This window comes from Streptomyces sp. NBC_01341 (assembly GCF_035946055.1).
GTDB lineage: Bacteria > Actinomycetota > Actinomycetes > Streptomycetales > Streptomycetaceae > Streptomyces.
The window spans coordinates 2,735,570-2,761,702 of sequence record NZ_CP108364.1; the positions used below are offsets into that span (position 1 = coordinate 2,735,570).

The 26,133-nt window shown below is 69.5% G+C and carries 20 protein-coding genes; 1 reads left to right on the plus strand and 19 read right to left on the minus strand.

The features are described from left to right. Positions 1-81: 81 nt before the first annotated feature. From OG206_RS11685 to OG206_RS11700, 4 genes are all read right to left on the minus strand, one after another. Complete coding sequence (locus OG206_RS11685; RefSeq protein ID WP_442805836.1) at positions 82-2,193, minus strand: hypothetical protein; 2,112 nt, start codon at positions 2,191-2,193, stop codon at positions 82-84. A 175-nt stretch (positions 2,194-2,368) separates the two neighbouring features. Then, positions 2,369-2,830 carry a DUF6113 family protein gene (locus tag OG206_RS11690; RefSeq protein ID WP_327115039.1) on the minus strand — a complete coding sequence of 154 codons (462 nt, stop codon included), beginning with the start codon at positions 2,828-2,830 and terminating at the stop codon, positions 2,369-2,371. After that, positions 2,827-3,744 (minus strand): N-acetyl-1-D-myo-inositol-2-amino-2-deoxy-alpha-D-glucopyranoside deacetylase, encoded by a 918-nt coding sequence (gene mshB, locus OG206_RS11695; RefSeq protein ID WP_327115041.1) that lies wholly within the window; start codon positions 3,742-3,744, stop codon positions 2,827-2,829. The genes OG206_RS11690 and mshB overlap by 4 nt, the downstream gene beginning before the upstream one ends. Positions 3,745-3,815: 71 nt before the next feature. After that, positions 3,816-4,010, minus strand: coding sequence for a hypothetical protein (locus tag OG206_RS11700; protein WP_014154257.1), 195 nt, complete (start codon positions 4,008-4,010; stop codon positions 3,816-3,818). Positions 4,011-4,176: 166 nt separating this feature from the next. On the opposite strand from OG206_RS11700, the gene OG206_RS11705 reads away from it, so the two are divergent. Further along, positions 4,177-6,303 carry a S9 family peptidase gene (locus OG206_RS11705; RefSeq protein ID WP_327115047.1) on the plus strand — a complete coding sequence of 709 codons (2,127 nt, stop codon included), beginning with the start codon at positions 4,177-4,179 and terminating at the stop codon, positions 6,301-6,303. A gap of 21 nt (positions 6,304-6,324) precedes the next feature. On the opposite strand, the gene OG206_RS11710 is transcribed toward OG206_RS11705, so the two are convergent. The 15 genes from OG206_RS11710 to OG206_RS11780 form a co-directional block, all read right to left on the minus strand. After that, complete coding sequence (locus OG206_RS11710) at positions 6,325-7,449, minus strand: hypothetical protein (RefSeq protein ID WP_327115049.1); 1,125 nt, start codon at positions 7,447-7,449, stop codon at positions 6,325-6,327. Positions 7,450-7,654: 205 nt separating this feature from the next. Continuing rightward, complete coding sequence (locus tag OG206_RS11715; RefSeq protein WP_327115051.1) at positions 7,655-8,935, minus strand: ABC transporter ATP-binding protein; 1,281 nt, start codon at positions 8,933-8,935, stop codon at positions 7,655-7,657. Further along, complete coding sequence (locus tag OG206_RS11720; RefSeq protein ID WP_327115053.1) at positions 8,925-9,902, minus strand: ABC transporter ATP-binding protein; 978 nt, start codon at positions 9,900-9,902, stop codon at positions 8,925-8,927. Before OG206_RS11720 ends, OG206_RS11715 begins: the two co-directional genes overlap by 11 nt. A 13-nt stretch (positions 9,903-9,915) precedes the next feature. Beyond that, positions 9,916-10,926 (minus strand): ABC transporter permease, encoded by a 1,011-nt coding sequence (locus OG206_RS11725; protein ID WP_327115055.1) that lies wholly within the window; start codon positions 10,924-10,926, stop codon positions 9,916-9,918. Beyond that, on the minus strand, positions 10,919-11,842 hold the full coding sequence (locus tag OG206_RS11730; protein WP_327115057.1) for an ABC transporter permease: 924 nt from the start codon (positions 11,840-11,842) through the stop codon (positions 10,919-10,921). The genes OG206_RS11725 and OG206_RS11730 overlap by 8 nt, the downstream gene beginning before the upstream one ends. An 86-nt stretch (positions 11,843-11,928) precedes the next feature. Next, positions 11,929-13,563 carry a peptide ABC transporter substrate-binding protein gene (locus OG206_RS11735; protein WP_327115059.1) on the minus strand — a complete coding sequence of 545 codons (1,635 nt, stop codon included), beginning with the start codon at positions 13,561-13,563 and terminating at the stop codon, positions 11,929-11,931. 161 nt (positions 13,564-13,724) lie between these two features. Then, complete coding sequence (locus tag OG206_RS11740) at positions 13,725-14,867, minus strand: ABC transporter ATP-binding protein (protein WP_327115061.1); 1,143 nt, start codon at positions 14,865-14,867, stop codon at positions 13,725-13,727. Continuing rightward, on the minus strand, positions 14,860-15,918 hold the full coding sequence (locus tag OG206_RS11745) for an ABC transporter ATP-binding protein (protein ID WP_327115063.1): 1,059 nt from the start codon (positions 15,916-15,918) through the stop codon (positions 14,860-14,862). Before OG206_RS11745 ends, OG206_RS11740 begins: the two co-directional genes overlap by 8 nt. A gap of 11 nt (positions 15,919-15,929) precedes the next feature. Further along, positions 15,930-16,871, minus strand: coding sequence for an ABC transporter permease (locus OG206_RS11750; RefSeq protein WP_327115065.1), 942 nt, complete (start codon positions 16,869-16,871; stop codon positions 15,930-15,932). After that, the gene (locus OG206_RS11755; RefSeq protein ID WP_327115067.1) at positions 16,864-17,793 is read right to left on the minus strand and encodes an ABC transporter permease; all 930 of its coding nucleotides are present in this window, start codon (positions 17,791-17,793) and stop codon (positions 16,864-16,866) included. Before OG206_RS11755 ends, OG206_RS11750 begins: the two co-directional genes overlap by 8 nt. 123 nt (positions 17,794-17,916) lie before the next feature. Next, positions 17,917-19,545, minus strand: coding sequence for a peptide ABC transporter substrate-binding protein (locus tag OG206_RS11760; protein ID WP_327115069.1), 1,629 nt, complete (start codon positions 19,543-19,545; stop codon positions 17,917-17,919). 463 nt (positions 19,546-20,008) lie between these two features. Then, positions 20,009-21,883 carry a translational GTPase TypA gene (gene typA, locus OG206_RS11765; RefSeq protein ID WP_327115071.1) on the minus strand — a complete coding sequence of 625 codons (1,875 nt, stop codon included), beginning with the start codon at positions 21,881-21,883 and terminating at the stop codon, positions 20,009-20,011. Between the two features lie 334 nt (positions 21,884-22,217). Then, positions 22,218-24,509, minus strand: a complete 2,292-nt coding sequence (locus tag OG206_RS11770) for an ABC transporter family substrate-binding protein (RefSeq protein ID WP_327115073.1) — start codon at positions 24,507-24,509, stop codon at positions 22,218-22,220. 188 nt (positions 24,510-24,697) lie between these two features. Beyond that, a complete protein-coding gene (locus tag OG206_RS11775; protein WP_327115075.1) occupies positions 24,698-25,249 on the minus strand; it encodes an isochorismatase family protein in 552 nt (183 codons plus the stop codon). Positions 25,250-25,556: 307 nt separating this feature from the next. Further along, a complete protein-coding gene (locus tag OG206_RS11780; protein ID WP_327115077.1) occupies positions 25,557-26,033 on the minus strand; it encodes a MarR family winged helix-turn-helix transcriptional regulator in 477 nt (158 codons plus the stop codon). Between the last annotated feature and the right edge of the window lie 100 nt (positions 26,034-26,133).

Genomic DNA, 26,133 nt, shown 5'->3' on the forward strand with positions numbered 1-26,133 from the left:
GCGCCCCGACCAGGTCCGGAACCGCGGCCGCTCCCGCCCGGAGGTCCGGGCGGGAGCGGCCGGCGGGTGCGGCTGCCGGGATCAGCCCTCGCCGCTCAGATCGATCGTGACGGTCCGCTCCGCCTCTGTCTTGCCGAGCAGTGCGCCCTGCATGGCCTGGGCGACGTCGTCCGGGCCGACCTGGTGCTGCTTGCCGTCGGCCTTGGTGATCATCACGCCGTCGAAGACACCGTCCAGCAGCGTCTCGATGGCCTTCTTGTCGTAGACCTCGACCAGCCTGCCGTCGACCGGCTTCATGGACAGGATCTGCGGCAGGGACCTGGCGGGACCGAAGTCGATCTTCTTGGGTCCGGCGTGGATCGTCACCAGCCCGGACATCGCGGGCTCCGCGAACTCCTTCATCGCCCGGTCCAGTTCGGCCTGGCTGATGGTGGGCTCGGTCGCCGCGACGGGCAGTTCGACGACGGCCGCCTTGCCGGTCTGGACCTGGGCGCGGTAGGCGTCGCGTACCGAGACCATCGACCGGTTGACGTCGAGGGACTTACCCGCCTTGCCGGGCACGGCGACGGCCTTGTTCGGCTCGAACTTGATCGTGCCGTCGTTGGCCGAGCCGGAGACGCCCGCCAGGTCGGTGAGGGCGACTCCGAGCTTCTCCTCGTCGACTGGGATCACCGGGTCGGCGGGGCGTGCCCCGCCGAACAGGGAGCCGATCACGGAGACCGGGTTGTAGTCGCTGCCGGCGGCGCCACGGACGGTCTCCTGGCTGTCCAGGGTGAGACCCGCCTTGTCCGGGGCGAGTTCCTCCTCCTTGCCGTCCACGGACAGCTTGAGAGGTGCCTGGGCGCGCTTGCCGAAGGCGGCTTCCAGCTTGGTGACCGCCTCCTCCTTCGTGCCGCCGCCGATGTCGACGCCGAGCACCGTGGTGCCCTTGGGCACCTCGGAGTGGTTCATCAGCAGCCCGGCTCCGTAGGCCACGCCGAGCAGCACGAAGACGGCCGCACCCAGGAGCACCGGCTTGGAGCGGCCCTTCCTGGCGGGCGGCGCGGGCTTCGGAGCGGGCCGGGGCGCGGGCACGTGCGCGCCCGGGTCGGCCGGCCCGCCGCCTTGGGGGCCCTCGGGGGGCCGGACCGCGCCGGGACCGCCGGGGAACGCCGGGCGCGACGCCGAGGGGATGACGGGGATGCCGCTGGTGAGTGTGTCACCCGACACGTTTCCGCCGGGCACCTGGCCGAGGCCGGGCACCGGGGTCTGCGGGGTGAGGATCGCGGTGTCGTCGGACATCCGCGGCGGCGCCCCGCCGGGACCGCCGGGACGACCGCCGACCGGCCCACCGGGGCGACCGCCCACCGGACCGCCGGGGCCGGCAGGTCCGCCCGCGGGGCCGCCGGGGAAGTTGTCGAGGTTGGGCGTGAGGGAGGAACTCCCCGTCACCGGACCGGTGGTGGGACCGGACGGGCCGGGGCCGCCCGGCTGTCGCACACCGGGGCCGGGTGTGGTCAGCGGGCCGCCGGGGCCGCCCGCGCCGAACCCGTCGAGAGCGCTGCCGCCCTGCCCTGCGCCCGGCTGCTGCGGACCGTCCGAGAAATACGGCGAGTCCACGCGGGGCGGAGTCGGCGCGGGGCCGGGGCCCCGGCCCGCACCCGAAGGATCACCGGAGGCGGGGCCTCCGGGGCCCGGGCCGGGCGCTCCCGGTGGCGGGGTGGCGGACGCCGTCCCCTGAGGCGGGGTCGGAGCCTTGCGCGGCGCGAACCAGTCGCTGCCGCTCTTCTCCCGGGCCGGCTTCTCGGCCGGGGTCTCGGCGGCCGGGGCGCCGTCACGGGTCTCGGCCCCGGGTCCGGGCACCGCTCCGCCGGAGGACGGCGCGGATGCGCCGGGCTTGGGCGTGCTGCCGGCCCGCTCGCCGGCCGGAGCTCCGCCCGATGCGTCCGTCTCACTCATCGGTGTACGCATCACGACAGGCGGGATCGGACGCGAACCGGGGATGTTGATCCGGATGCGCGTCGTCAGCGTCGTCTCTGTTCTGGGCTCCTCGGGCTGAGGCGGATCCGCAGGCTCCGGAGTGTCGTCCGGCCCGTTCTGTGACGGGTGCAGCGACGGATACTGGCGTGATCCGTACGGCGGCGTACCCGACGGGTACGCGGCTCCGCCGCGCCCCTGGGGGCCGGAGGACGAACTGTCAGTTTCACGACTCAAAGCAGGTTCTCCCGATTGGCTCCGCCGCCCGTACTTCCCCCATGCCGCAGGCCAGGGGACGGCTCGGCGCGCGCACCACCATACTGGCCGCCACCGTAAGACTCTCCGCGCGCGGGTGAAACAAGGATGCACCCATCACCCGGCGGGGGAGCAATCCGGAGGCGGACATACCACATCATGTGCCAGGTCCGCCGGTGTTGTTGGCCGGAAATGGCAGCCGCGACATCGTGGCACACATCACAGCGACCGCCATTCCGCCGAGCAGGAAGAGCGCCAGGCCGATCTCCTCGCCGAAGACGTAGTCGCCCTCGGGACGCCCGCCCAGCAGCAGGACGACGGAGATGAACCAGCCCACCGCCGGCACCAGGGCGCCGAGCTGTGTCCCGGTCAGCACCCGGCCGCCGTAGAACAGTCCGGCCGACGCGGCGAGGGCGAGCAGCAACCCGCCCGGGAACACGGCTGCCTGGACGAGGGTGCCCGCGAGTCCCACGGCCGCTCCCAGGATCACCAGGCCGACGTAGAGCGGGATCCGCGCCGGGTTGGGCGGCGCGGCGAGACCGGTGGGCGCCGGGCTTCTCGGCGGGGCGTTGGTGCGCGGCGACTCCGACGAGGCTCGGGGCCTCTGCCTGCTGCTCATGCCTGTGCTCCCGGTGCGAGGGCCGCGTCCGGCACGCCCGCGAAGAGGTCGTGCTCCCTGCCCCCATCCTGGCCGCCGTGGACCCCGCGCACCAACTGGTAGTACTCGGTCGTGAAGACGGGCTGCCCGAGGTCGTTCGAGAGGGCGAAGAAGGGCCCGTCCACGGCGATCTGCGTCGCGTGCGCCCGCATGGCCGCGGTCTTCGCCTCGGCGTACGCGGAGCCGTCGATCTCCGTCGTGATCTCCGCGTCGTCCACGACACCGGGTACGTCGTCGATCGCGGCGATCCCCGGGAAGGCGTCGGGCCGCGTCTCACGGAGCCTGGCGAACAGTTCCTCGGCCACCGGCCGCGGCACCCTGTTCCAGTAGATCTTGGCAATGGTGTGCGGGGCGCCGGAACCGGCGTCGTGGGCGGGATCGGCCGCCAGTTCCGCCGCCCGCATCGCGACGCGGTGCGCCTGGATGTGGTCGGGGTGGCCGTAGCCGCCGTCGGGGTCGTACGTGACGAGGACCTGGGGGCGCAGGGAGCGGATCACTCCGACGAGGGAGCCGGCCGCCTCGTCGGGGTCGGCGGCCCAGAAGGCGCCGGGGCGGTGGTTCTGCTCGGTGCCCATCATTCCGGAGTCGCGGTAGCGTCCCGGGCCGCCGAGGTAGCGGTGGTCGGTGACGCCGAGCTCCCTCATCGCGGCGGCGAGTTCGCCGGTGCGGTGGGCGCCCAGGCCGCCGTCACGGTCCGCGGCCAGGTGCGCGAGGTCCGGCGGGATGACCTCGCCCTCCTCGCCGAGGGTGCACGTCACCAGGGCGACGTGGGCGCCCTCGGCCGCGTACCTGGCCATGGTGGCGCCGTTGTTGATCGACTCGTCGTCGGGGTGCGCGTGCACGAGGAGCAGACGGCGGCGGGGAAGGTCCTTCATGGGACCACCCTACGAGCCGCCCGCCCCCCGGGCCGAACGCCCCACGGGTTCGGGGGCGCACCGCACACCGGTCAGAACTTGATGCCCCCGATCATTCCTGCCACGTTCGACGTCACCTCCGAGATGGTCGGTGCGATCGACGAGCTCGCCAGGTAGAACCCGAGCAACATGCAGACCACCGCGTGTCCGCCCTTCAGTCCGGATTTCCGGATGAGCAGGAAGACGACGATCGCCAGCAGCACCACCGCCGAAATCGAGAGTGCCACGGCGGTTCACCTCCATCAGTACGGTCGGGACAGGCAGCACACATGGAGCCAGCAGGTTCATACCCACCGAGCGCTACGGATCATAACTATCCGTGCCGACGCATTGATCGGGGCACAGCAGCACGAGGGGCGCACGGACCGCCCGGCGAGGGCTAGGTTCGAGGCCATGACCTCGCAGAAGCTGTCTTTTCCCCGCCAGCACGCCCGGACCCAGAGGTTCACTCTCGGCGCACCGCGGGCGTTCACCGTCTCACCGGATGGGACGCGGGTGCTGTTCCTCAGGTCGGCGTCCGGCACCGACCGGGCTAACCGGCTCATGGTCCTGGACACGGGGACGGGCGAGGAGCGGGTCGCCGCCGATCCCGCCGCCCTGCTCGGCGGTTCGGCGGAGAAGCTGTCACCGCAGGAGAGGGCCCGCCGCGAGCGGACCAGGGAGGGCTCGGCGGGCATCGTGGGCTACGCCGTCGACGACGCGGCCGAGTTGGCCGCCTTCACGCTCTCCGGAAGGGCGTACGTCGCGGAGTTGAGGGCCGGCACGGCGCGCGCCCTGCCGGTACCGGGCCCGGTGATCGATCCGCGGCCCTCCCCCGACGGCCGTCACGTCGCCTACGTCGTGCGGGGCGCGCTGCGCGTGGTCGGCGCGGAGGGCGAGCGTGACCGCGTGGTCGCCGAGCCGGAGGACGCGAACACCTCGTACGGCCTCGCGGAGTTCGTCGCGGCCGAGGAGATGAGCCGCTACCGGGGTTTCTGGTGGTCGCCCGGCTCGGACCGCCTGCTGGTCGCCCGGGTCGACGACAGCGCCGTCCAGCGGTGGTGGATCGCCGATCCGGCGCACCCCGGCAGCAAGCCCGCCGAGGTCGGCTATCCGGCGGCCGGGACGGCCAACGCCGCGGTGACGCTGTTCGTGACGGACCTGGACGGAAACCGCACGGAGGTCGTGTGGGACCGCTCGCGCTTCCCCTACCTGGCACGCGTGCACTGGTCCACGAACGGGGCGCCGCTGCTTCTCGTGCAGGCGCGCGACCAGCGCAGCCAGCTGCATCTCGCCGTCGACCCGGAGAGCGGCGCCACGCGCACGGTGCACGTCGACGAGGACGACATCTGGCTTGATCTTTTCGCCGGGGTGCCCGCGTGGGCCCCGGACGGCCGACTGGTGAGGATCACCGACGAGGGCGGCGCCCGGGTGCTCTCGGTCGGCGACAGACTGCTGACCGGGGACCGGCTGCACATCCAGGCCGTGCTGGACATCGGCGAGTCGGACATTCTGGTCCAGGCGACGGCCGGGGAGAGCGCGGCGGACCCGGAGACCGGGCAGAGCCATGTGTACCGGGTCAACGAACTGGGCGTCGAGCGTGTGAGCGAGGGCGCCGGGGTGCACTCCGCGGTGCGCTCGGGCAGGGTGACGGTGCTGGTGTCCGCCTCCCTGGAGCACCCCGGGACGGCGGTACAGGTGCTGGGTGACGGCAGGCGGATCGCCACCGTGGCGAATCTCGCCCAGGAACCGGTCCTCACCGCCCGGGTGCACCTGACGGAAGGGGGCGCACGGCGCATCCCGTGCGCCGTGCTGCTCCCCTCCGGGTACACGGAATCCGACGGTCCGCTTCCGGTGCTGATGGATCCGTACGGCGGCCCCCACGGGCGGCGGGTCGTCGCCGCTCACAACCCGCACCTCACGTCCCAGTGGTTCGCCGACCAGGGTTTCGCCGTGGTCGTGGCGGACGGCCGGGGCGCGCCCGGACGCTCCCCCGGCTGGGAGAAGGCCGTCAGGGACGACTTCACCCTCACCCTGGACGACCAGATCGAGGCGCTGCACGCACTGGCGGAGCGCTTCCCGCTGGACCTGTCGAAGGTCGCCGTGCGCGGCTGGTCGTTCGGCGGCTACCTCTCCGCGCTCGCGGTGCTGCGGCGCCCCGACGTGTTCCACGCGGCCGTCGTCGGAGCCCCGGTGGCGGACTGGCGGCTGTACGACACCCACTACACCGAGCGCTGCCTCGGCGACCCCGCGGCACAGCCGGAGGTGTACGCCCACAGCTCGCTGGTGACCGACGAGGGACTCTCCGAGCCGGCCGGTCAGGCACGGCCGATGATGATCGTGCACGGCCTCGCTGACGACAACGTGGTGGTGGCCCACGCCCTGCGGCTCTCCTCCGCCCTGCTCTCGGCCGGCCGGCCGCACGAGGTGCTGCCGCTGAGCGGGGTGACGCACATGACGCCGCAGGAGCAGGTCGCCGAGAACCTGCTCCTGCTCCAGGTGGACTTCCTCAGGCGTTCGCTGGGGCTGCCCCGGGCGTAGGGCACGGCGGCCGGGGGTACTTCACCAGCCCGGCGGCGGCGAGGCGGGCGGTGGCGGGTTGCCGGACCCGCCGCCGGTCTGCGGATAGCCGTAGCCGGGACTGCCGGCCGATGGGTAGCCGTGACCCTGCGGCCCGCTCTGCGGATAGCCGTAGCCGGGTGTCCCTCCCGGCGGGTAGCCGTAGCCCTGCGCCCCGCTCTGCGGATAGCCGTAGCCGCCGTACCCCTGGTTCCGGCCGTCGGCGTCCTGTGGGCCCCGGCGTGCGAGGACCAGCAGGGCCGTCGCCCCGGTGAGGAGGAGCAGGACCGAGGTGAGCACGATGAGCTGCTGCTCCGCCCCCAGGTCGCCGAAGCGGTCCGTCATCCGGTGGTGGAAGGCCCGGGCGGTCCCGGTGACGCCCGACAGCAGGAGGAACGCCGCGAGGATCATGCCGAGGGGCCGGGCGTGGACGGCACGGAAGAGCGCGGTCCACGCCACCACGAGGCAGAGCACCGCGAGCACCGAGCTGCTCCAGCCGGGCGGAGCGGCGGTCAGCCCGGTCTGGATGACGCGTCCGCCGATGAACCAGTCGGGATAGAGCGCGGAGGGCAGCGTGAAGAACTGGCGCACCTCCCAGGCGATCAGGACGGCCCCCGAGATGCCGAGCGCCAGGAACGCGGCGACGCCGGCCCCCTGGCCCGGCCCGGTCGGCAACGGCTCGTAGGGGTCGGCGGGCTGCCTGCGGCCGGCCGCGCCGGTGACGATCAGCGCGAGCCCGGCGGCGAGCGCGACGAAGGTCCCGATGAGGGCGCGGGTGCGCAGCTCGTCGCCGTACCGCTGGTCCATCCAGGACGCGCCGATGATCCAGACACCGGGGAGGCGGAGCGCGAAGGTGACGATGCCGGTGGTGACCAGCGTGGAGGCCGCCACCGGGGAGCGCAGCGCGGCGATCAGCGCGACGACGTAGACGAGGAACAGTGCCGGATCGGCCTGCAGAGTGGCGGGCAGCCCCTCCGGCCGGGCGTCGATATAACCCGCCCAGTAGCGCAGCAGGTCCAGCGGCTCCCCGACGGCCCGGAGGTCCCGCACGATCCAGCCGCCGACCGTGGCCGCGAGCACGGCAAGCAGCACGGCTCCGGTGATTCTGGCTCCCCGCGTGAGTATCACCCCGCGATACTCCTCCGCGGCCCGCGGACGGACAAGGGGGCCTGTGGGGCGGGGCGGGCACAGGTAACCGGCCGGGGCGACACGATGGACGCCCCGGCCGGTTCACGGCACCCGCACGGCCGTACGTTCTCCATGGTGGAGCGTTCGTATATCGGAGCCGCGACGGTCAAGTTGCCTGCGTGTTAACGAGCATGAGGGTCGTTCATCACTCTTTGTCCTCCCGGGACCCGGGCTCTCCGGGCTCTGCTGGGTCTGCGGGGTCTACCCGCTCTCCGGGCTCCGCCGGGTCTGCGGGGGCACCCGTTCCCCGGTCCCCCTTGTCCAGGGACGGCGGCGCGTCCGCGGGCTCCGGCGTCTCCAGGAGGCCCTCCGTCGGCACCACCTGCTTCTCCTCGGCGAAGTGACAGGCCGAGTCGTGCCGCGCCGGTGTCTCCGTGTCCCGGAAGACCGCGGGCACCGCCAGCAGCGGCACCTCCAGCTCGCACCGTTCCTGCGCCTTCCAGCACCGGGTGCGGAACCGGCAGCCGGACGGGATGTTCGCGGGGGACGGCACGTCGCCGTGGAGGATGATCCGCTCGCGGTGGGCACGCGCCGTCGGGTCGGGCACCGGCACGGCGGAGAGCAGCGCCTGGGTGTAGGGGTGCGTGGGGTGGTCGTAGATCTCCGCGTCCGTGCCGACCTCGACGATCCGCCCGAGGTACATGACGCCGACCCGGTCCGAGATGTGCCGCACGATCGAGAGGTCGTGTGCGATGAAGATGAAGCTCAGACCGAGGTCGGCCTGCAGCCGGTCCAGCAGGTTCACGACCTGGGCCTGCACGGAGACGTCGAGCGCCGAGACCGGCTCGTCCGCCACGATGATCTCGGGGTTGAGGGCGAGACCGCGGGCGATGCCGATGCGCTGGCGCTGACCGCCGGAGAACTGGTGCGGATAGCGGTTGATGTACTCCGGGTTCAGCCCGACGACGTCCAGCAGGTCCTGCACCTTCTGCCGGCGGCTCCCCTTGGGCGCCACCTCGGGGTGGATCTCGTACGGTTCGCCGATGATGTCGCCGACCGTCATGCGCGGGTTCAGCGAGGTGTACGGGTCCTGGAACACCATCTGGATGTTGCGGCGCACGGCCTTCAGGGCGCGGCCGGACAGCTTGGTGATGTCGTCGCCCTTGTAGCGGATGACGCCCCCGGTCGGCGGCTCTAGGTGGACCAGCATCTTGGCGACGGTCGACTTGCCGCAGCCGGACTCCCCCACGATGCCGAGCGTCTCGCCCGCCGCCAGGTCGAAGTCCACGCCGTCGACGGCCTTGACCGCGCCGATCTGCTTCTGGAAGAGGATGCCTCTGGTCAGCGGGTAGTGCTTGACCAGGCCACGCACCTCCAGGATCGGGTCGCCCTCGGCGAACGGCCGCCCGCGGTCGGCGTCCCGCGCCTCGGAGAGCAGTGTGGAGCCTCCCGCGGATCCCCCGCGCCCCGTGTCCTCAGCGTGCATCGAGCGTCTCCTTCCAGAAGTGGCAGGCGCTCCGGCGTTCCTCGTCCACGGTGTAGAGCGGCGGGACGTCCGTGCGGCACACGGCCTGGGCCATCGGGCAGCGCGGGTGGAAGGCGCAGCCGGACGGGATGCGCAGCAGGTTCGGCGGCAGGCCCTTGATCGCGTAGAGCTCCTGGCCCTTCTGGTCCAGCCGCGGGATGGAGCGGAGGAGGCCCTTGGTGTACGGGTGCGCGGGGGCCTTGTAGATCTCGTGGACGGGGGACGTCTCGACGATCCGGCCCGCGTACATCACCGCGATCTTGTCCGCGACGTCGGCGACCACGCCCAGGTCGTGGGTGATGAGGATGAGCCCCATGTTGAGCTCGCGCTGGAGTTCCGCGAGGAGGTCCATGACCTGCGCCTGGACGGTCACGTCGAGCGCGGTGGTCGGTTCGTCGGCGATGATCAGCGAGGGCTCCAGCGCCATCGCCATCGCGATCATGATGCGCTGGCGCATACCGCCGGAGAACTGGTGCGGGAAGTCACCGACGCGTTGCCGGGCGGCGGGGATGCGCACCCGGTCCATCAGCTCGATGGCCTTGGCCTTGGCGTCCCCCCGGGACATCCCGCGGTGCACGACGAACATCTCGCCGAGCTGCTGCCCGACGCTGAGCACGGGGTTCAGTGAGGAGAGGGCGTCCTGGAAGATCATGGCCATCTCCTGGCCGCGGATCCGGCGCCGCTCCTCCTTCTTGAGCTTCAGCAGGTCGCGGTCCTTGAAGAGGATCTCTCCCCCGCTGATCTTGCCGGGCGGCATGTCGAGGATGCCCATGACCGCCTGGGCGGTGACCGACTTCCCGGAACCGGACTCGCCCAGCACCGCGAGCGTCTCGCCCTCGGCCACGGAGTAGTTGACCCCGTTGACGGCCTTGGCCACCCCGTCCCGGGTGTGGAACTCCACGTGCAGATCGCGCACTTCGAGCAACATGGCAGCGGGCTCCTCAGCGCAGCTTGGGGTCCAGGGCGTCGCGCACCGCGTCGCCGAGCATGATGAACGCGAGCACCGTGATCGCCAGCGCCCCGGCGGGCCACAGCAGCATGTGCGGCGCGTTGCGGATGTACGGGGACGCGGCGGAGATGTCGATGCCCCAGGAGACGGCGGGCGGTTTCAGGCCGACACCGAGGTACGAGAGCGTCGCCTCCAGCGAGATGTACGTCCCGAGGGCGATGGTCGCGACGACGATGACGGGGGCGACGGCGTTGGGCGTGATGTGCCGCAGGAGCATCCGCGAGTTGGAGGCGCCCAGTGCCCGTGCCGCCTGGACGTAGTCGTTCTGTTTCGCGGTGATGACCGAGCCGCGCGCGATGCGCGCGATCTGGGGCCAGCCCAGCAGGATGATGAAGCCGACCACCGGCCAGACCGTGGAGCTGGTCACCACGGAGAGGAAGACCAGGCCTCCGAGGATCACCGGGATACCGAAGAAGATGTCGGTGAGGCGGGAGAGGAGCGCGTCCCACTTGCCTCCGTAGAAGCCGGCCAGGCCGCCCAGGATGCCGCCCAGCAGTGAGACGCCGACGGTGGAGCAGACACCGACCGTGACCGAGGTGCGGGCGCCGTAGACGGTGCGTGTGTAGACGTCGCAGCCCTGACCGTCGAAGCCGAAGGGGTGGCCGGGCTGGGACCCTTCCTGGGCCTTGCTCAGGTCGCAGTCCAGCGGGTCCATGTCGGTGATCGCCCACGGCCAGATGGAGATGACCACCAGGAAGAGGATGATCAGCGCGGAGATGATGAAGACCGGGTTGCGGCGCAGGTCGCGCCAGGCGTCGGACCACAGGCTGCGCGGCTTTTCGGCGGGCCCGGCGTCGTCGGGGCCGCCAGGACTCTTCTCCAGCGTGGAGCCCTCGTCCATGGCGAGGTCCATCGCTCCGCCCGCACCGGCCCCCGCGATCGCCCTGTCCCCGGAGATCGGCCCCTCCCCCGACGTGTCTTCCCACGGCTTCTGCTCAGGCATAGCGGATCCTCGGGTCGAGTACGGCGTACAGGAGGTCGACGATCAGGTTCGCCGCCAGGAAGACCAGGACCAGGACGGTGACGAATCCGACGACGGTCTGGGAGCTCTGGCGCAGGATGCCCTGGTAGAGCTGGTACCCGACCCCGTGGATGTTGAAGATGCGCTCGGTGACGATCGCTCCGCCCATCAGGGCGCCCACGTCGGTGCCGATGAAGGTGACGACCGGGATGAGCGAGTTGCGCAGCAGGTGCCGCACGATCACCCGCCGGCGTGGCAGGCCCTTGGCCACCGCGGTACGGACGTAGTCGGCGCGGGCGTTCTCGGCGATCGACGTCCGGGTGAGCCGGGTGACGTAGGCGAGGGAGACCGAGGCCAGGACGAGGCCGGGCACGATGAGTTCGTCGAGCGGCGCTTCCGACGAGACGGACGGCTTGATGATGCCCCACTCCACACCGAGGAGGAGCTGGAGCAGCAGGCCGGTGACGAACGTCGGTACGGCGATGACGACCAGCGTCAGGATCAGCACCCCGGTGTCGATGGGCCGGCCGCGGTGCAGTCCGGTCACGACGCCGAGGCTGATGCCGATGACGATCTCGAAGACGATCGCGACGATGGTGAGCCTGATGGTGACGGGGAAGGCCTCACCCATCAGGTCGATGACCTTGTCCCCGTTGAAGGCGGTCCCGAAGTCACCGGTGAAGATGTTGCCCAGGTAGGTCAGGTACTGCTGCCAGGCGGGCTTGTCGAGGCCGAACTCGGAGGCCAGCCGGGCGGCGGTGGCGGGGTCGCAGCGGCGCTCGCCGCAGAGCCCCGCGATGGGGTCACCCAGCACGTTCACCATGAAGAAGATCAGCAAAGTGGTGCCGAAGAAGACCGGGATCATCTGCAGCAGCCGCCGGATCACATAACGTCCCATGAGGGGCTCCGGGGGTCGGGGTGAACGGTCGGGGCGGGCGGCCGGGAGGCCGGTGCGCGGACGCCCGGCCTCCCCGGCTCAGCGGGTCACTTGACCTTGATCTCGTTGTAGACCGGGACGCTGAAGACGTTCAGCGAGACGTTCTCGACGCTGTCCGAGTAGCCGGCGCTGCCGTTCTGGTACCAGAGCGGGATGACGGGCATCTGCTCGGCGAGGACCTTCTCGGCGTCCTGGAAGGTGCTGACGGCCTTGGCCTTGTCGGTCTCCGCGTTGGCCTTGTTCACCAGTCCGTCGAACTCGTCGTTACTCCACTTGCCGTCGTTCGACGGGGCGTTCGTGTAGTAGAGCGGCTGGAGGAAGTTCTGGATCAGCGGGTAGTCCATCTGCCAGCCCGCGCGCCAGGCTCCGGTCAGCTTCTGGGTGGACACCTGGCTGCGGAAGTCGGCGAAGGTGCCGATGGGGTCGCCGACGCACGCCTTGTTGTTGCCCAGAGTGTTGTTGATGCTGTTGCAGACGGCGTCGACCCACTCCTTGTGGGAGCCGGTGTCGGCGTTGTACGAGATCTTGAGCTGGCCGCCGGGGATGCCGCCACCCTCCTCGATCAGCTTCTTCGCGCCGGCCTTGTCGTAGTCGCAGGACGGTCCGCAGAGCCCTTCCTTGAAGCCGCCCTCCTCGCCGAGGACCGGGGAGGTCCAGTCCGAGGCGGGGGTACGGGTCTTCTGGAAGATCTGGTCGGTGATCTGGTCGCGGTTGATCGCCATCGACAGGCCCTGACGGACCTTCACGGCGCCGGGGGTGTTCCAGGCCTTCACGTAGAACGGGAAGGAGAGCGTCTGGATGAGGCCGGCCGGCGTGTTGATGTACCGGTCGCCGAGGTCGGCCTGGACGTTCTTGAGCTGGGACGCGGGCACGTCGTCGACCAGGTCGAGGTTGCCGGCCGTGAGGTCGGTGTAGGCGGTGTTGTTGTCGGTGTAGACCTTGAGGTCGATCCCGCCGTTCTGCGCCTTGTCCGACCCGGGGTAGTCGTCCCACCGGCGCAGGTTCATCGACGAGCCCTTGGAGTACGACTCGATGGTGTACGGGCCGTTGCCGATGGGCTTGGAGAGCCAGCTGTCGTGGTCCGAGTAGAAGGCCTTGGGCAGCGGCACGAAGGCCGCGTAGCCGAGGGTGTCGGGCCACAGCGAGAACTTCTGCGACAGCTTGACCGTGAAGGTCGTCGGGTTGACGACCTTCAGGCCGGAGAGCTTGTCCACGCTCGCCGAGCCGGACTCGGGGTGGACCTTGTCGTAGCCGTCGATGTACTGGAAGAAGTAGGCGTTCTTCTGGTTGTTCTTCAGAGCGGCGCCGTAGTTCCAGGCGTCCACGAAGGACTGTGCGGTGACCTTCTCGCCGTTGCTGAAGGTCCAGTTGTCCTTGATCGTGATCGTGAAGTTCTGCGAGTCCGACGAGTCGATCTTCTCGGCGATCTCGTTCTTCGCCTGACCGGTCTTGGAGTCGTACCGCACGAGCCCGCGGAAGACCATGTCGAGGACCTTGCCGCCCTGCACCTCGTTGGTGTTCGCGGGCTCCAGCGGGTTCTGCGGGTCGCCCCAGGAGGAGCTCACGATCCCGTCGGCGCCACCACCGCCGCCACCGCTGTCCCCGCCGCCGCCGCACGCCGTGGCCGTCAGGGCGACGGCGACCGCGCCGACGGCCCACCTGGCTCGTGTGGCTCCGCGCATGGAGTGCCTCCTAGGTGTCCATTGAGTAGCTCAATGCCCCATATCACCCCATATGACAGCCCGTCGCATGTTCATGTCCTCCGTACGTGGCAGCCGGAACGCGAGGACGCCCGGCCCCTCTCGGGGGCCGGGCGTCCTCGTTCGTGCGGACCGGGGGGGGACTACGCCGCGTGCACGACGTCCTTCTCCTCGGCGAAGTGGCACGCCGACTCGTGCGCGGCGGGCGTCTCCGAGGCCTTGAAGCGCTCGGGGATCGCCAGCAGCGGCACCTCGGTGGCGCACTTGTCCTGGGCCTTCCAGCACCGCGTGCGGAAGCGGCAGCCCGACGGCGGGTTCGCCGGCGACGGGACGTCACCGGAGAGGATGATCCGCTCGCGGCCCTCACGGGCGTCCGGGTCCGGGACCGGGACCGCCGACAGCAGCGCCTGGGTGTAGGGGTGCGTCGGGTGGTCGTAGATCTGCGTGTCCGTACCGATCTCGGCCATCTTGCCGAGGTACATGACGCCGACCCGGTCGGAGATGTGCCGGACGATCGACAGGTCGTGCGCGATGAAGAGGTAGGAGAGGTTGAGCTCGTCCTGGAGCTTCTCCATCAGGTTGATGACCTGCGCCTGCACCGACACGTCGAGCGCGGAGACCGGCTCGTCGCAGATGATGATCTCCGGGTTGAGCGCGAGGCCGCGGGCGATGCCGATGCGCTGGCGCTGACCGCCGGAGAACTGGTGCGGGTACCGGTTGATGTACTCCGGGTTCAGACCCACGACGTCCAGGAGTTCCTGCACCCTGCGGCGCCGGTCGCCCTTCGGGGCCACGTCGGGGTGGATGTCGAAGGGCTCCCCGATGATGTCGCCGACCGTCATACGCGGGTTCAGCGAGGTGTACGGGTCCTGGAACACCATCTGGATGTTGCGGCGTACGGCCTTCAGGGCGCGGCCGGACAGCTTGGTGATGTCCTGGCCCTTGTAGAAGACCTCACCGGCGGTGGCCCGCTCCAGCGTCATCAGGAGCTTGGCGACGGTGGACTTGCCACAGCCGGACTCGCCCACGATGCCGAGCGTCTCGCCCTGGTAGAGGTCGAACGAGATGCCGTCCACGGCCTTGACCGCGCCGACCTGCTTCTTGAACAGGATGCCCTGGGTCAGCGGGAAGTGCTTGACCAGGTTGCGCACCTGGAGGATCGGCTCCCCCTGCGACACCGGGGCGTCGAGGGCGGCTACGGCCTCCGTCTCGGTGGCCGCGTTGACCGTCGCCACTTCGGTGACGTTCGGGGTGGCGTCCACGGACTCCTTCTCGAGCTCAGCCATGGATCGTCTCCTTCCAGAAGTGGCACGCACTGCCGCGGCCGACCAGCTCGGTGCCGTCCTGCTCGGTCACCGGGCGCAGGGCCGGGATCTCCGTACGGCAGATGTCCTGCGCCATCGTGCAGCGCGGGTTGAAGGCGCAGCCGGACGGCACGTGCAGCAGGTTGGGCGGCAGACCCTGGATCGCGTAGAGCTCCTGGCCCTTCTGGTCCAGGCGCGGGATCGACTCCAGCAGACCCTTGGTGTAGGGGTGTGCGGGGCGCTTGTAGATCTCGTGGACCGGGGCGGTCTCGACGATCCGGCCCGCGTACATCACCGCGATCTTGTCCGCGACGTCGGCGACGACGCCGAGGTCGTGGGTGATCAGGATCAGGCCCATGTTGAAGTCGCGCTGCAGCTCCGCCAGCAGGTCCATGACCTGGGCCTGGACGGTCACGTCGAGCGCCGTGGTGGGCTCGTCCGCGATGATCAGGTCGGGCTCCAGGGCCAGCGCCATGGCGATCATGATGCGCTGGCGCATACCGCCGGAGAACTGGTGCGGGTAGTCGTTGACCCGCTCCTTGGCCGCCGGGATGCGCACACGGTCCATCAGCGCGATGGCCTTGGCCTTGGCGTCCTTCTTGGAGAGCCCCTGGTGCACGCGGAACATCTCGCCGAGCTGGTAGCCCACGGAGAGCACCGGGTTCAGCGAGGAGAGCGCGTCCTGGAAGATCATCGCGATCTTCTGGCCGCGGATCTTCCGGCGCTCCTCGTTGGACATCTTGAGCATGTCCTGGCCGCGGAAGAGGATCTCGCCCTTCGGGATGCGGCCCGGGGGCATGTCCAGGATGCCCATGATCGCCTGGGCGGTCACGGACTTGCCGGAGCCGGACTCGCCGAGCACGGCGAGGGTCTCGCCGGCCGCGACGCTGTAGTTGACTCCGTTGACGGCCTTGGCGACGCCGTCGCGGGTGTGGAACTCCACGTGCAGGTCGCGCACTTCGAGCAGCGGGCCGCTCTCGTCGTTCGAACCACGCGGAGCAGGAACATCCGCCGTCTTGTCGATGATGGTCATGTACGCCTCCCTCAGCGCAGCTTGGGGTCGAGGGCGTTGCGTACCGCATCGCCGAGCATGATGAATGCCAGCACGGTGATCGACACCATGACCGACGGGATGATCAGCACGAACGCGGCGTTGCGCAGCTGCTCCTGGCCGGAGGAGATGTCGACACCCCATGACACGGTCGGTTCGGCGAGGCCGATGCCCAGGAAGGACAGCGTGGCCTCGGCCGAGATGTAGCCGCCGAGCGCGATGGTCGACACGACGATCACCGGGGCGATCGCGTTGGGCAGGATGTGCCGGAGCAGGATGCGGGTGGTCGAGGCGCCGAGCGCCTTGGCCGCCATCACGTAGTCGGCCTGCTTGATCGTCAGGACGGAACCGCGCGCGACACGAGCGATCTGGGTCCAGCCGAGGAAGGCCAGGGCCAGGATGACGACCCAGATCTTGCGCTCCTCGAACGAGGTCAGGACGACCATCGCGCCGAGGATGAACGGCACGCCGAAGAAGATGTCCGTGACACGGGAGAGGATCGTGTCGATCCAGCCGCCGAAGTAGCCGGCGAGCATGCCGACCACGGTGCCGAGGATCGTCACGAGGGCCGTGACGACGACGGCGACGGTGATCGAGGCACGGGCGCCGTAGACGACGCGCGCGTAGATCGAGCGCCCCTGGATGTCGTACCCGAACCAGTCCTCCTGGAAGACGTTCCCCCACTTGGGCTTCTGCAGGTAGTGGTGGGCCAGGTCCGCGTACCGCGGGTCGGCGCCGGTGAACAGGCCCGGGAAGACCGCCATCACCAGCAGGAAGATGATCAGGACGGCCGAGACCACGAACAGCGGGCTGCGCCGCAGGTCGTGCCAGGCGTCGGACCACAGGCTGCGGGGCTTGCCGACCGCTGCGACGGCAACGGGTGCCGCCACGGCCCCGGGTGTCTCCGCGGTGGCTTCCTTCAGTGTCTCAGGCATAACGGATCCTCGGGTCCAGGACCGCGTAAAGCAGGTCGACGACCAGGCTGGCGACGAGATAGACGATGACGATCAGCGTCACGATGCCGACGACCGTGGCGCCCTCGCGGTGCCTGAGCGCGTCGAAGACGGCGGAGCCGACACCCTTGACGTTGAAGATGCCCTCGGTGACGACCGCGCCGCCGAGCAGGGCACCGAGGTCGGTGCCGAGGAAGGTGACCACAGGGATCATCGAGTTGCGCATCAGGTGGACGCCGATGACGCGTCGCCGGGGCAGGCCCTTGGCGACGGCGGTGCGCATGTAGTCGGAGCGCAGGTTCTCGGCGACCGAGGTACGGGTCAGGCGCGCTACATAGGCGAGCGACAACGACCCCAGTACGACAGCGGGCAGGATCAGCTCGCTGCTGTTCGCCTCGATACTCACGTTGGGTTCGACCCAGCCGAGCTGGAAGGCGAAGAAGTACTGGCCGAGGAAGCCGAGCACGAACGAGGGCACCGAGATCAGCAGCAGCGTCAGCACGAGCAGTCCGCGGTCCCGGAGCGTGTCGGCCTTCAGACCGGCGAACACACCCATGGAGATACCGACGACGACCGTGAAGATGAAGGCAAACAGAGCCAGCCGGACCGTGATCGGGAACGCTTCCGAGATGATGTCGGCGACGGGCCGGCCACTTGCGATCTGCGTGCCGAAGTCACCCTGGAACAAGTTCACAAGGTAGTTCCAGTACTGGTGCCAGAGCGGCAGGTCGAGCCCGAGCTCTTTCTTCATTTCCGCGATCTGGGTGGGGTCGACCGACTGTTCACCCGCGAGTGCGCGCACGGGGTCACCGGGCAGCGCGTACATCATGGAGAAGACCAGCAAGGTTGACCCGAGGAAGACCGGGATCATCTGGAGCAGTCGCCGCGCGACGTAACGCCCCATGTTTGCCTCCGATAGGGATAATGCAGCCCGAAGGGCCGCTCTCCGGATGTGGAGAGCGGCCCCCCGGGACCTACTGCCTGTGTGGGCGGCTGACGGCCGAGTGGGGGCCCTCAGGCGTTACTGCTACTTGACGACGGTGACGTCGGTGATGTTGTAGTCACCGTGGAAGTCGACGGTGACGTTGTCCACCGACTTCGAGTAGCCGCCGTTGGTCTTGTACTCCCAGAGCGGGATGGCCGGCATCTTGGCGAGGACGAGCTTCTCGGCCTCCTGGTACGCCTTGATGGAGTCGTCCAGGGTCGCCGCGTTGTCGCCCTTCTTGAAGGCCGCGTCGACCTCCTTGTCGGAGAACCGGCCGTTGTTGGCCTCGGCGGTCGTGCCGTACAGCTCGCGCATGAAGTTGACGTTCAGCGGGTAGTCGGCCACCCAGCCACCGCGGTACATCGACTTGACCTGGTCGTTGTCACGCGCTTCCAGGTCGGTCTGGAAGTCCGGCTTGGCGTCCGGGACACAGTCGACCCCGGTCGAGTTGCGGATGGACTCGCAGACAGCGGTCACCCACTCCTTGTGGCCGCCGTCGGCGTTGTACTGGATGAAGACCTTGTTGCCGGGGACGCCGCCGCCTTCCTTGACGAGCTGCTTCGCCTTCGCCGGGTTGAACTTGAACACGTCGGTGCCCAGGTCCTGGTTACCGGCGACGCCCGGAGGCGTGAAGCTGGTGGCGGGCTTGCGGGTGCCGTTGAGCACGGTCTTGGTGATCGTGTCGCGGTCGATACCCATCGACAGACCCTGGATGACCTTGGGGTCGATGCCCTTGAAGGTCTTCGAGTAGAAGGTCGGGACGAGCGACTGGATCGCCGCGTACGGCTGGTCGATCGCGCGGTCGCCGAGGTCCTGCTTGTACTTGGGCAGGTCCTTCGGGCCGACCTGGCGGATCATGTCCAGGTTGCCGGACAGGAGGTCCTGGTACGCGGCCTCGACGGTCGCGTAGTTCTTGAACAGGACACCCTTGTTCTTGGCCTTGTTCGGGCCCTGGTAGTCAGGGTTGGCCTTGACCTGGATGAGCTTCTTGTGGTCCCACTTCTCGAAGATGTAGGGACCGTTGCCGACCGGCGCCTGACCGAAGGCCTTGGTGTCCTTGTAGAACACCTCGGGCAGCGGGGCGAAGGTGGCGTAGCCGAGCTTGTACTCGTAGTACGGCACCGCGTTGTTGAGCTCGATCGTGAAGGTGGTGTCGTCGACCGCCTTCAGACCGGACATCTCCGTGGCCTTCGGGTCACCCTTCTCGGGGTGGACGTCCGCGTAGCCCTTGATGTCCTCGAACCAGAACGCGTTCTGCTGGGCGTTCTTGACGTTGGCGTACCAGTTCCAAGCCTTGATGTACGACTCGGAGGTAACCGGGGTGCCGTCGTGGAACTTCCAGCCGGCCTTGAGCTTGACCGTCCACGTCTTGTTGTCCGTCGACTTCACGGACTCGGCGTTCGTGTAGACGATCTTGCCGTCGGCGTCGAAGTCCAGGAGCTGGGTGAACAGCGACTGGATGACGTAGCTGCCGAGCGACTCGTTGGTGTCGGCCGGGATCAGCGGCTTCTGCGGCTCGCCGACGTCGATGGAGACGTAGCCCGCGGGCTTGCCCTTCTCCGTCGAGGCAGCCTTGCCGTTGTCGTCACTGTCGCCCCCGCCACAGGCAGTCGCGGCCAGGGCGATGATTGCCGCTCCCGCGACCCACTTGGCGCTCTTGGCACCGCGCATGGGTTTCCTCCTCATGAGTCCACTTTTGACTACAAGAGGGGCACTGTAGAGATCCACCGACACCCCTGACGGCGATCGTTTGCAGTGCCCCGAGTGTGCTCGTGAGTCCGCACTCCCCACAGTGCGCCGACCCATTGACCCGAGCTCAATGGAGCCAACTATTAAGTAACACCGGGCTGTAAACCACACTTAAAGGGTCTCGGTTTGACAACATCGAGAAGCCATGGTTGCCCGAAATCCGGACAAAGTGATCCCAGACAGACACCCCCGAAACGGACCGTTAACACATGTTCCGGAGAGCGACGCACGATATCCGGACACCTCGGTCAGGAAAACCGGTTGACGAAAGGCCTGGGCCCCCACAGTCTCTGCGGGGGCCCAGGCCTCATGTCAACGGGTCGTACGGGCCCTTCTCAGGCCCGTGACGACCCCTCCGGCCCGGAGGTCAGCTCCGGCTCGGAGGTCAGCCGTTCTTGGCGCGCGAGGCGGTACGGCCGCGCTGCTTCTGGTCCAGGACGACCTTACGGATGCGGACGGTCTCCGGGGTCACCTCGATGCACTCGTCGTCGCGGCAGAACTCCAGGGACTGCTCCAGCGAGAGCTTGCGGGCCGGCACCACGTTCTCCGTGGTGTCGGCGGAAGCCGCACGCATGTTGGTGAGCTTCTTCTCCTTGGTGATGTTCACGTCCATGTCGTCGGAACGCGAGTTCTCACCGATGATCATGCCCTCGTAGACCTCGGTCCCGGCCTCGGTGAAGATGACACCGCGCTCCTGGAGGTTGACCATCGCGAACGGCGTCACGACGCCGGAGCGGTCGGCCACCAGCGAACCGTTGTGACGCGTGCGCAGCTCCCCGAACCACGGCTCGTGGCCCTCGAACAGGGAGTGCGCGATACCGGTGCCGCGGGTCTGGGTCAGGAACTCCGTACGGAAGCCGATGAGGCCGCGGGAGGGGACGATCCACTCCATGCGGACCCAGCCCGAACCGTGGTTCGTCATCGTCTCCATGCGGCCCTTGCGGGTCGCCATGAGCTGCGTGATGGCGCCGAGGTGCTCCTCGGGCGAGTCGATCGTCATGCGCTCGATCGGCTCGTGCGTCTTGCCGTCGACCTGCTTGGTCACGACCTCGGGCTTGCCGACGGTCAGCTCGAAGCCCTCACGGCGCATCTGCTCGACCAGGATGGCCAGGGCGAGCTCACCGCGGCCCTGGACCTCCCACGCGTCCGGACGCTCGGTGTCCAGGACGCGGAGCGAGACGTTACCGATCAGCTCGCGGTCCAGGCGGTCCTTGATCTGGCGCGCGGTGACCTTGTGGCCCTTGCCGCCCTTGCCGACGAGCGGCGAGGTGTTGGCACCGATGGTCATCGAGATGGCCGGCTCGTCGACCGTGATCAGCGGCAGCGCGATCGGGTTCTCGGTGTCGGCCAGGGTCTCGCCGATCATGATGTCCGGAATGCCGGCGATGGCGCAGATGTCGCCCGGCCCTGCCTTCTCGGCGGGCTTGCGGGTGAGCGCCTCGGTCATCAGCAGCTCGGTGATGCGGACGTTGGACATCGAGCCGTCGCGCTTGATCCACGTGACGGTCTGGCCCTTGCGCAGCTCGCCCTGCTCGACACGGCAGAGCGCGATACGGCCGAGGAAGTTGTCGGCGTCCAGGTTGGTGACGTGCGCCTGGAGCGGGGCGTCCTCGTCGTACTCGGGTGCCGGGACCGTGGAGAGGATGGTCGAGAAGAACGGCTCCAGGCTGTCGCTGTCGGCCGGGACGGTGCCGTCCTCCGGCTTGGTCAGCGACGCCACGCCGTCACGGGCGCAGGCGTAGACGATCGGGAACTCGATCTGGTTCTCGTCGGCGTCCAGGTCCAGGAAGAGGTCGTACGTCTCGTCGATGACCTCGGCGATACGCGAGTCCGGACGGTCCGTCTTGTTGATGCAGAGGATGACCGGCAGCTTGGCCGTCAGCGCCTTGCGCAGCACGAAGCGGGTCTGGGGCAGCGGCCCCTCGGAGGCGTCGACGAGCAGGACGACCGCGTCCACCATCGACAGGCCGCGCTCGACCTCGCCACCGAAGTCGGCGTGGCCGGGGGTGTCGATGATGTTGATGGTGATGACGTCGCCGCCATCCTTCGGGTGGTACTTCACGGCCGTGTTCTTGGCCAGGATCGTGATGCCCTTCTCACGCTCCAGGTCGTTCGAGTCCATCATGCGTTCGTCGAGGTTCTCGGCGGCGTGCGCGGCGAAGGCGCCCGCCTGCTTGAGCATGGCGTCGACCAGCGTGGTCTTGCCGTGGTCGACGTGGGCGACAATGGCTACGTTACGGATGTCGTGGCGCGTGGGCATGGGTGGCTTGCGCTTCTCTCGGATCGTGGGATCAGGCGTCTCAGTCGGTCTCGAGTCCTCGTACGCCCGCCGGGCGGCACGCCACGGCTAGTCCAATGGTACGGGCCCGAGGGGTCCGGGGCTTCCCGGCCCGATCCGCGGGACGGCTCTCCGGCTGGGATTCAGCCGATATTCAGCCGGTATTACGTCAACATCCGGCCGGTGTCCGGCGGGACGGCAAGGGGTGTGAGAAGACGAACGGCCCGGGTCCGGGTAGACACGACCTTGCCCGCCGGGGACTCCGGCGGGCAAGGGAATTGAGCTGTTTCTGAGCTTGCGCTATGGCTTTGACCTGCTACTTCTTACGATTCGCGGGGGAACCTGCCGCTTGTCGCGTGGTGAATCCGATGTCCTCGTAGCGGGGTGAGGCGAAGCCGAAGGCGCCGATGTTCGCCAGCTTCTTGTCGACCGCGACGAGCTGTGGCCTCTGATACAGCGGAATCGATCCCGCAGCGGCCCAGATCCTCGCGTCGGCCTGCCTGAGCAGATCCCTCGACTTCTTGGCGTCGAGCTCCGAGACCGCCCGGTCGAACAACTGGTCGATGTGGTCCGAGCCGACCCGTGTGTAGTTCTGCTCGACGAGCAGCGAACCGTCGGTGGCGGGCTCCGGCTTGGCGAAGATGGGGCGCCCGTCGGTGGCCGGGTAGGCCGTGGCGGGCCACGAGTACAGCGCCATGTCGTAGTCGCCCGAGGCGACGTGGTCCTTGAAGTAGCTGTCGTCGGAGACCTTGGTGACCGTCGTTCCGATGCCGATCGAGTCGAGCATCTCGACGATCTTCTCCCCGACGGTGCGCAGGGACTGCGATCCGGGGCCCGACGGAAGGACGAAGCGCAGCGTCAGCGGCTTCCCGTCCTTGCCGAGGCGGCCCTTGACCGAGGCCGGGGCCGGGGCCGCGGTGCCCGCGGGGGCGTAGGCGCCCGCGGGGCCGCCGGGCTGCTTGTCCTGCGCCGTGACCTCGGCGTCGCCCGCCCGTCGCCCACCCGGCTTGTCGTCGCCGACGATGTACGTGCCCTCTTCGCGTGACGCCTTGTCGTCCTTCTCCGCCTCCGCGGCCTTGTCGGCCTTGTCGGCCTTCTTCTCCTCAGGGGTGTCCGACGGCTTCGCGGACTCCTTCTCCTCCCCCGTGACCTTCTTGTCCTTCTCCCCCGCCTCGGCGTCCTGGGCGGCCTTCTTCTTCTCGGCCTCGCTGCCCGCCTTGGTGTCCTGGGTCCTGCGGACGGCACCGGCGGTGGTGAACCCGGCGTCGGCCAGGAGCGCCCGGGCCTCCTTGGTGTCCTGGTCGCCGAGCGCCCCGCTGCCGTCCTTGTAGGCGGGCTGCCCGGCCAGGGCCAGGTGGCTGCCCGGCGGCTTGGCGGGAAGGCCGAGCGGCTTCAGCACGGTGTCGGCGAGCTCCTGCCGGTCCAGCGTCCGGGCGATCGCCCGGCGCACCCGGTCGTCGGCGAGCGGCCCGGACTCGCCGTTCAGGGCGAGTTGGGTGTAGGCGGGCTCCAGGGACTTGCGTACGGCGAACGAACGCAGCGACTTCTGCTCGGCGGCGTAGACGGCGACGGCCTGCCGGCTCTTCTCGCGGGCGGCCTGCGCCGTCTCGGCGGCCTCCTCGTCCGAGCCGTGGGCCAGCGCCCAGGACCGAAGGGCGGAGGCGGGGGTGGTGTCGGCGCCGGGTCCGTGGGCGGGCGGCTGTCCGTTGCCGCCGCGGTAGCGGGCCGCGAGGGCGATGCTGTTCGCCGTCGACGTGTCGATGTCGGCGACCTGGACCGTGCCCCGGGTCAGCGCCTTGCTGCGGTCCTTCGGGTCGACGGCCCGGAAGACCAGCGACTCCAGCTTGGCCTCGTTGCCCCACCAGCGCGGGTTCCGGTCGAGCACGACCGTCCCCTTCGCCTTGCTGACGCTGCGCAGCCGAAACGGTCCTGCGGTGTTCTTGATGGTGGTCCTGGCCCCGTCGTTGAAGGCCGCGGGGGTCGCGGTGACCTCCTTCGGGTACAGCGGCGAGAAGAGGGAGCGCCAGTCCCCGTACGGCTTGGAGAACGTCACCCGGACCTGCAGGTCGTCCTTGCCGCGCTCGATCTTCTCGATCCGCTCGTATCCCGCGTTGCGCGCGGTCCAGAACGCCGAGTCCTTGCCGCTCAGCGCACGCCACTGGGCGACGAAGTCCGGAGCGCCGATCTCGCGGCCGTCGCTCCACACCGCCTGCTGGTTGAGCTTGTACAGGACGACCTGCTTGGGCTCCTGCTCGATGACCTTCGCCGACTCCAGGTAGTCCGGGTTGAGCCGGGGCTCCCCCCGCTCGTCCATCGGGAAGAGGGAGGGCAGCAGGGCGCCGGTGATCCGCGTGGTCGCGCCGTCGGCGTCGGCCTGGAAGGCGTTGAGGGTGGCCGGCACCGCGTCGATCGCCCAGGTGAGGGTCGATCCCTCGGTCACCCTCTCCCGGGCGGCCGGGGCGATGTCCTGGGGGACGGCCACCCTGGAGGGGCGCGCGCTGTCCGAGGTGCAGCCCGCCAGTACCGGGATCGTGAGCACACCTGTCGCCAGGAGCGCGACCGAGCGGCGCTTTCGGGCCGTCCCGCGCGGGACGCCGACGTGGGCCATGGCTGATACCTCCGGGGCCGGCCCGGTCCATCTCGTCGCCGAATGGACCGGATGATGCGTTCTGGTGGCATTTGCAGTTGATCAGACTGGTTCGCTGATCCACTGAACGCACCCGCACCCGGCAGCAGGGACAGACACGGCCGGAGCGGCCGCGTAAGTCACCCGTGCGGCCCCTGCCCGGCCGGGGTTCAGCCCAGCAGCGCGGTGATCGCGGCGGTCGTGCCGGTCTCGCCGAGCCTCGGGAAGATCTTCTCGACGCTGTTGCGGTGAGCGTCGGCGTCCATGTCGGTGACCGCGTCCGTGGCGACGGTGACGTGGTAGCCGAGCTCGTGCGCCGCGCGGGCGGTGGACTCGACGCCGATGCTCGTGGCGATGCCGGTCAGCACGACCTGGGTGATGCCGCGGCGGCGCAGTTCGAGGTCGAGCGCGGTGCCGTGGAAGGCGCCCCACTGCTGCTTGGTGACGACCACGTCGCTCTCCCGCTGCCCGAGCCCGGGCACGAGGTCGGCCCAGTCGGCGGCGGGCTGCCCGGACCGGGCGGGGCCCTCGGTGCGGCCGGGCGCGCCGCCGGTCACGCGGACCAGGAAGACCGGGAGGTCCTTGGCGCGGAAGGCCTCGGCGAGAGCCGCGGAGTTGGCGACGACACCATCCGCCGGGTGGGCGGTCGGAAGGCCGACGATGCCCTTCTGCAGGTCGATGACGACGAGCGCGGTACGGGGGTCGAGGACGGTGGCGGTCATCGGTACTCCTTCGTGGATACCCCCACCTTTGGGTGGGGGAGGAAACGAAGCACCTGCGGAGCAGGGCTGCGGGCTGCGGTTCGCCCTCTGGGCGGACCGCAGTGTCCTGACCCGAGGAAGAAGAAAGAGAAGAGAGACACACACGCGACGCTACGACGGCACGGCGGCAGGGAGCCCATCAGCAGGGGCGCGGTGAGGCGGGTGCTGAACCCGGGGCCGGGCACCGGGGGCTCGGGCGCCGGGGGGTGCGCCTCCCACGGCGGAGCGGTCACCTCGTCGCCGGGGGCCTGGCCGGTGCCGTACCGGGTCATTCGTCGACCAGACGGCCGATGAGTTCGACGGCCTCGGCGAGCGTGCGGCGCTCGGCTCCGTCCAGTTCACCGGCGATCGCTTCGGCCAGCCAGCTCCGCTTCGCGGCGCGTACACCGGCCAGGGTGCTGCTTCCGGCCTCGGTGACCGACACGACCGACTTGCGGCCGTCGGCGAGGTCGGGGGCGCGCGTGACGAAACCCCGGTTCTCCAGTGCGCCCAGCGTCAGCCGCATCGACTGCGGCCGCACGAGCTCGGCGCGGGCCAGCGACGCGGTGGTCGCCGGACCGCCGTCCTGGAGTCTGGCCAGGACCGAGCGCTGGGAGGGGGTCAGCAGACTGTCCGCCGAGGAGCCGCGCAGCCGCCGGAGCAGCCTGCTCACGACGGCGGCGAGATCGTCCGCCACACGCTCGGCACCGGGGCCCTCGTCGGGGCCGGAGTCGGACGACCGGGGGGTGGCGGCGCTGCTGGACATACTCTTCACCATAAAGATGGGCAGGGCATCTTGCAAGGTAGCCTGTCTATTTTCCCGCATACCGGGTCGCGGGCCGCAATGGACGGACATAGCCTCCCAG

Bases quoted from the DNA above. Each gene is read 5' to 3' on its own strand.
- OG206_RS11690 (WP_327115039.1), bottom strand. From the start codon at position 2,830: ATGAGCAGCAGGCAGAGGCCCCGAGCCTCGTCGGAGTCGCCGCGCACC.
- mshB (WP_327115041.1), bottom strand. From the start codon at position 3,744: ATGAAGGACCTTCCCCGCCGCCGTCTGCTCCTCGTGCACGCGCACCCC.
- OG206_RS11705 (WP_327115047.1), top strand. From the start codon at position 4,177: ATGACCTCGCAGAAGCTGTCTTTTCCCCGCCAGCACGCCCGGACCCAG.
- OG206_RS11715 (WP_327115051.1), bottom strand. From the start codon at position 8,935: ATGCACGCTGAGGACACGGGGCGCGGGGGATCCGCGGGAGGCTCCACA.
- OG206_RS11720 (WP_327115053.1), bottom strand. From the start codon at position 9,902: ATGTTGCTCGAAGTGCGCGATCTGCACGTGGAGTTCCACACCCGGGAC.
- OG206_RS11725 (WP_327115055.1), bottom strand. From the start codon at position 10,926: ATGCCTGAGCAGAAGCCGTGGGAAGACACGTCGGGGGAGGGGCCGATC.
- OG206_RS11730 (WP_327115057.1), bottom strand. From the start codon at position 11,842: ATGGGACGTTATGTGATCCGGCGGCTGCTGCAGATGATCCCGGTCTTC.
- OG206_RS11735 (WP_327115059.1), bottom strand. From the start codon at position 13,563: ATGCGCGGAGCCACACGAGCCAGGTGGGCCGTCGGCGCGGTCGCCGTC.
- OG206_RS11740 (WP_327115061.1), bottom strand. From the start codon at position 14,867: ATGGCTGAGCTCGAGAAGGAGTCCGTGGACGCCACCCCGAACGTCACC.
- OG206_RS11745 (WP_327115063.1), bottom strand. From the start codon at position 15,918: ATGACCATCATCGACAAGACGGCGGATGTTCCTGCTCCGCGTGGTTCG.
- OG206_RS11750 (WP_327115065.1), bottom strand. From the start codon at position 16,871: ATGCCTGAGACACTGAAGGAAGCCACCGCGGAGACACCCGGGGCCGTG.
- OG206_RS11755 (WP_327115067.1), bottom strand. From the start codon at position 17,793: ATGGGGCGTTACGTCGCGCGGCGACTGCTCCAGATGATCCCGGTCTTC.
- OG206_RS11760 (WP_327115069.1), bottom strand. From the start codon at position 19,545: ATGCGCGGTGCCAAGAGCGCCAAGTGGGTCGCGGGAGCGGCAATCATC.
- typA (WP_327115071.1), bottom strand. From the start codon at position 21,883: ATGCCCACGCGCCACGACATCCGTAACGTAGCCATTGTCGCCCACGTC.
- OG206_RS11770 (WP_327115073.1), bottom strand. From the start codon at position 24,509: ATGGCCCACGTCGGCGTCCCGCGCGGGACGGCCCGAAAGCGCCGCTCG.
- OG206_RS11775 (WP_327115075.1), bottom strand. From the start codon at position 25,249: ATGACCGCCACCGTCCTCGACCCCCGTACCGCGCTCGTCGTCATCGAC.
- OG206_RS11780 (WP_327115077.1), bottom strand. From the start codon at position 26,033: ATGTCCAGCAGCGCCGCCACCCCCCGGTCGTCCGACTCCGGCCCCGAC.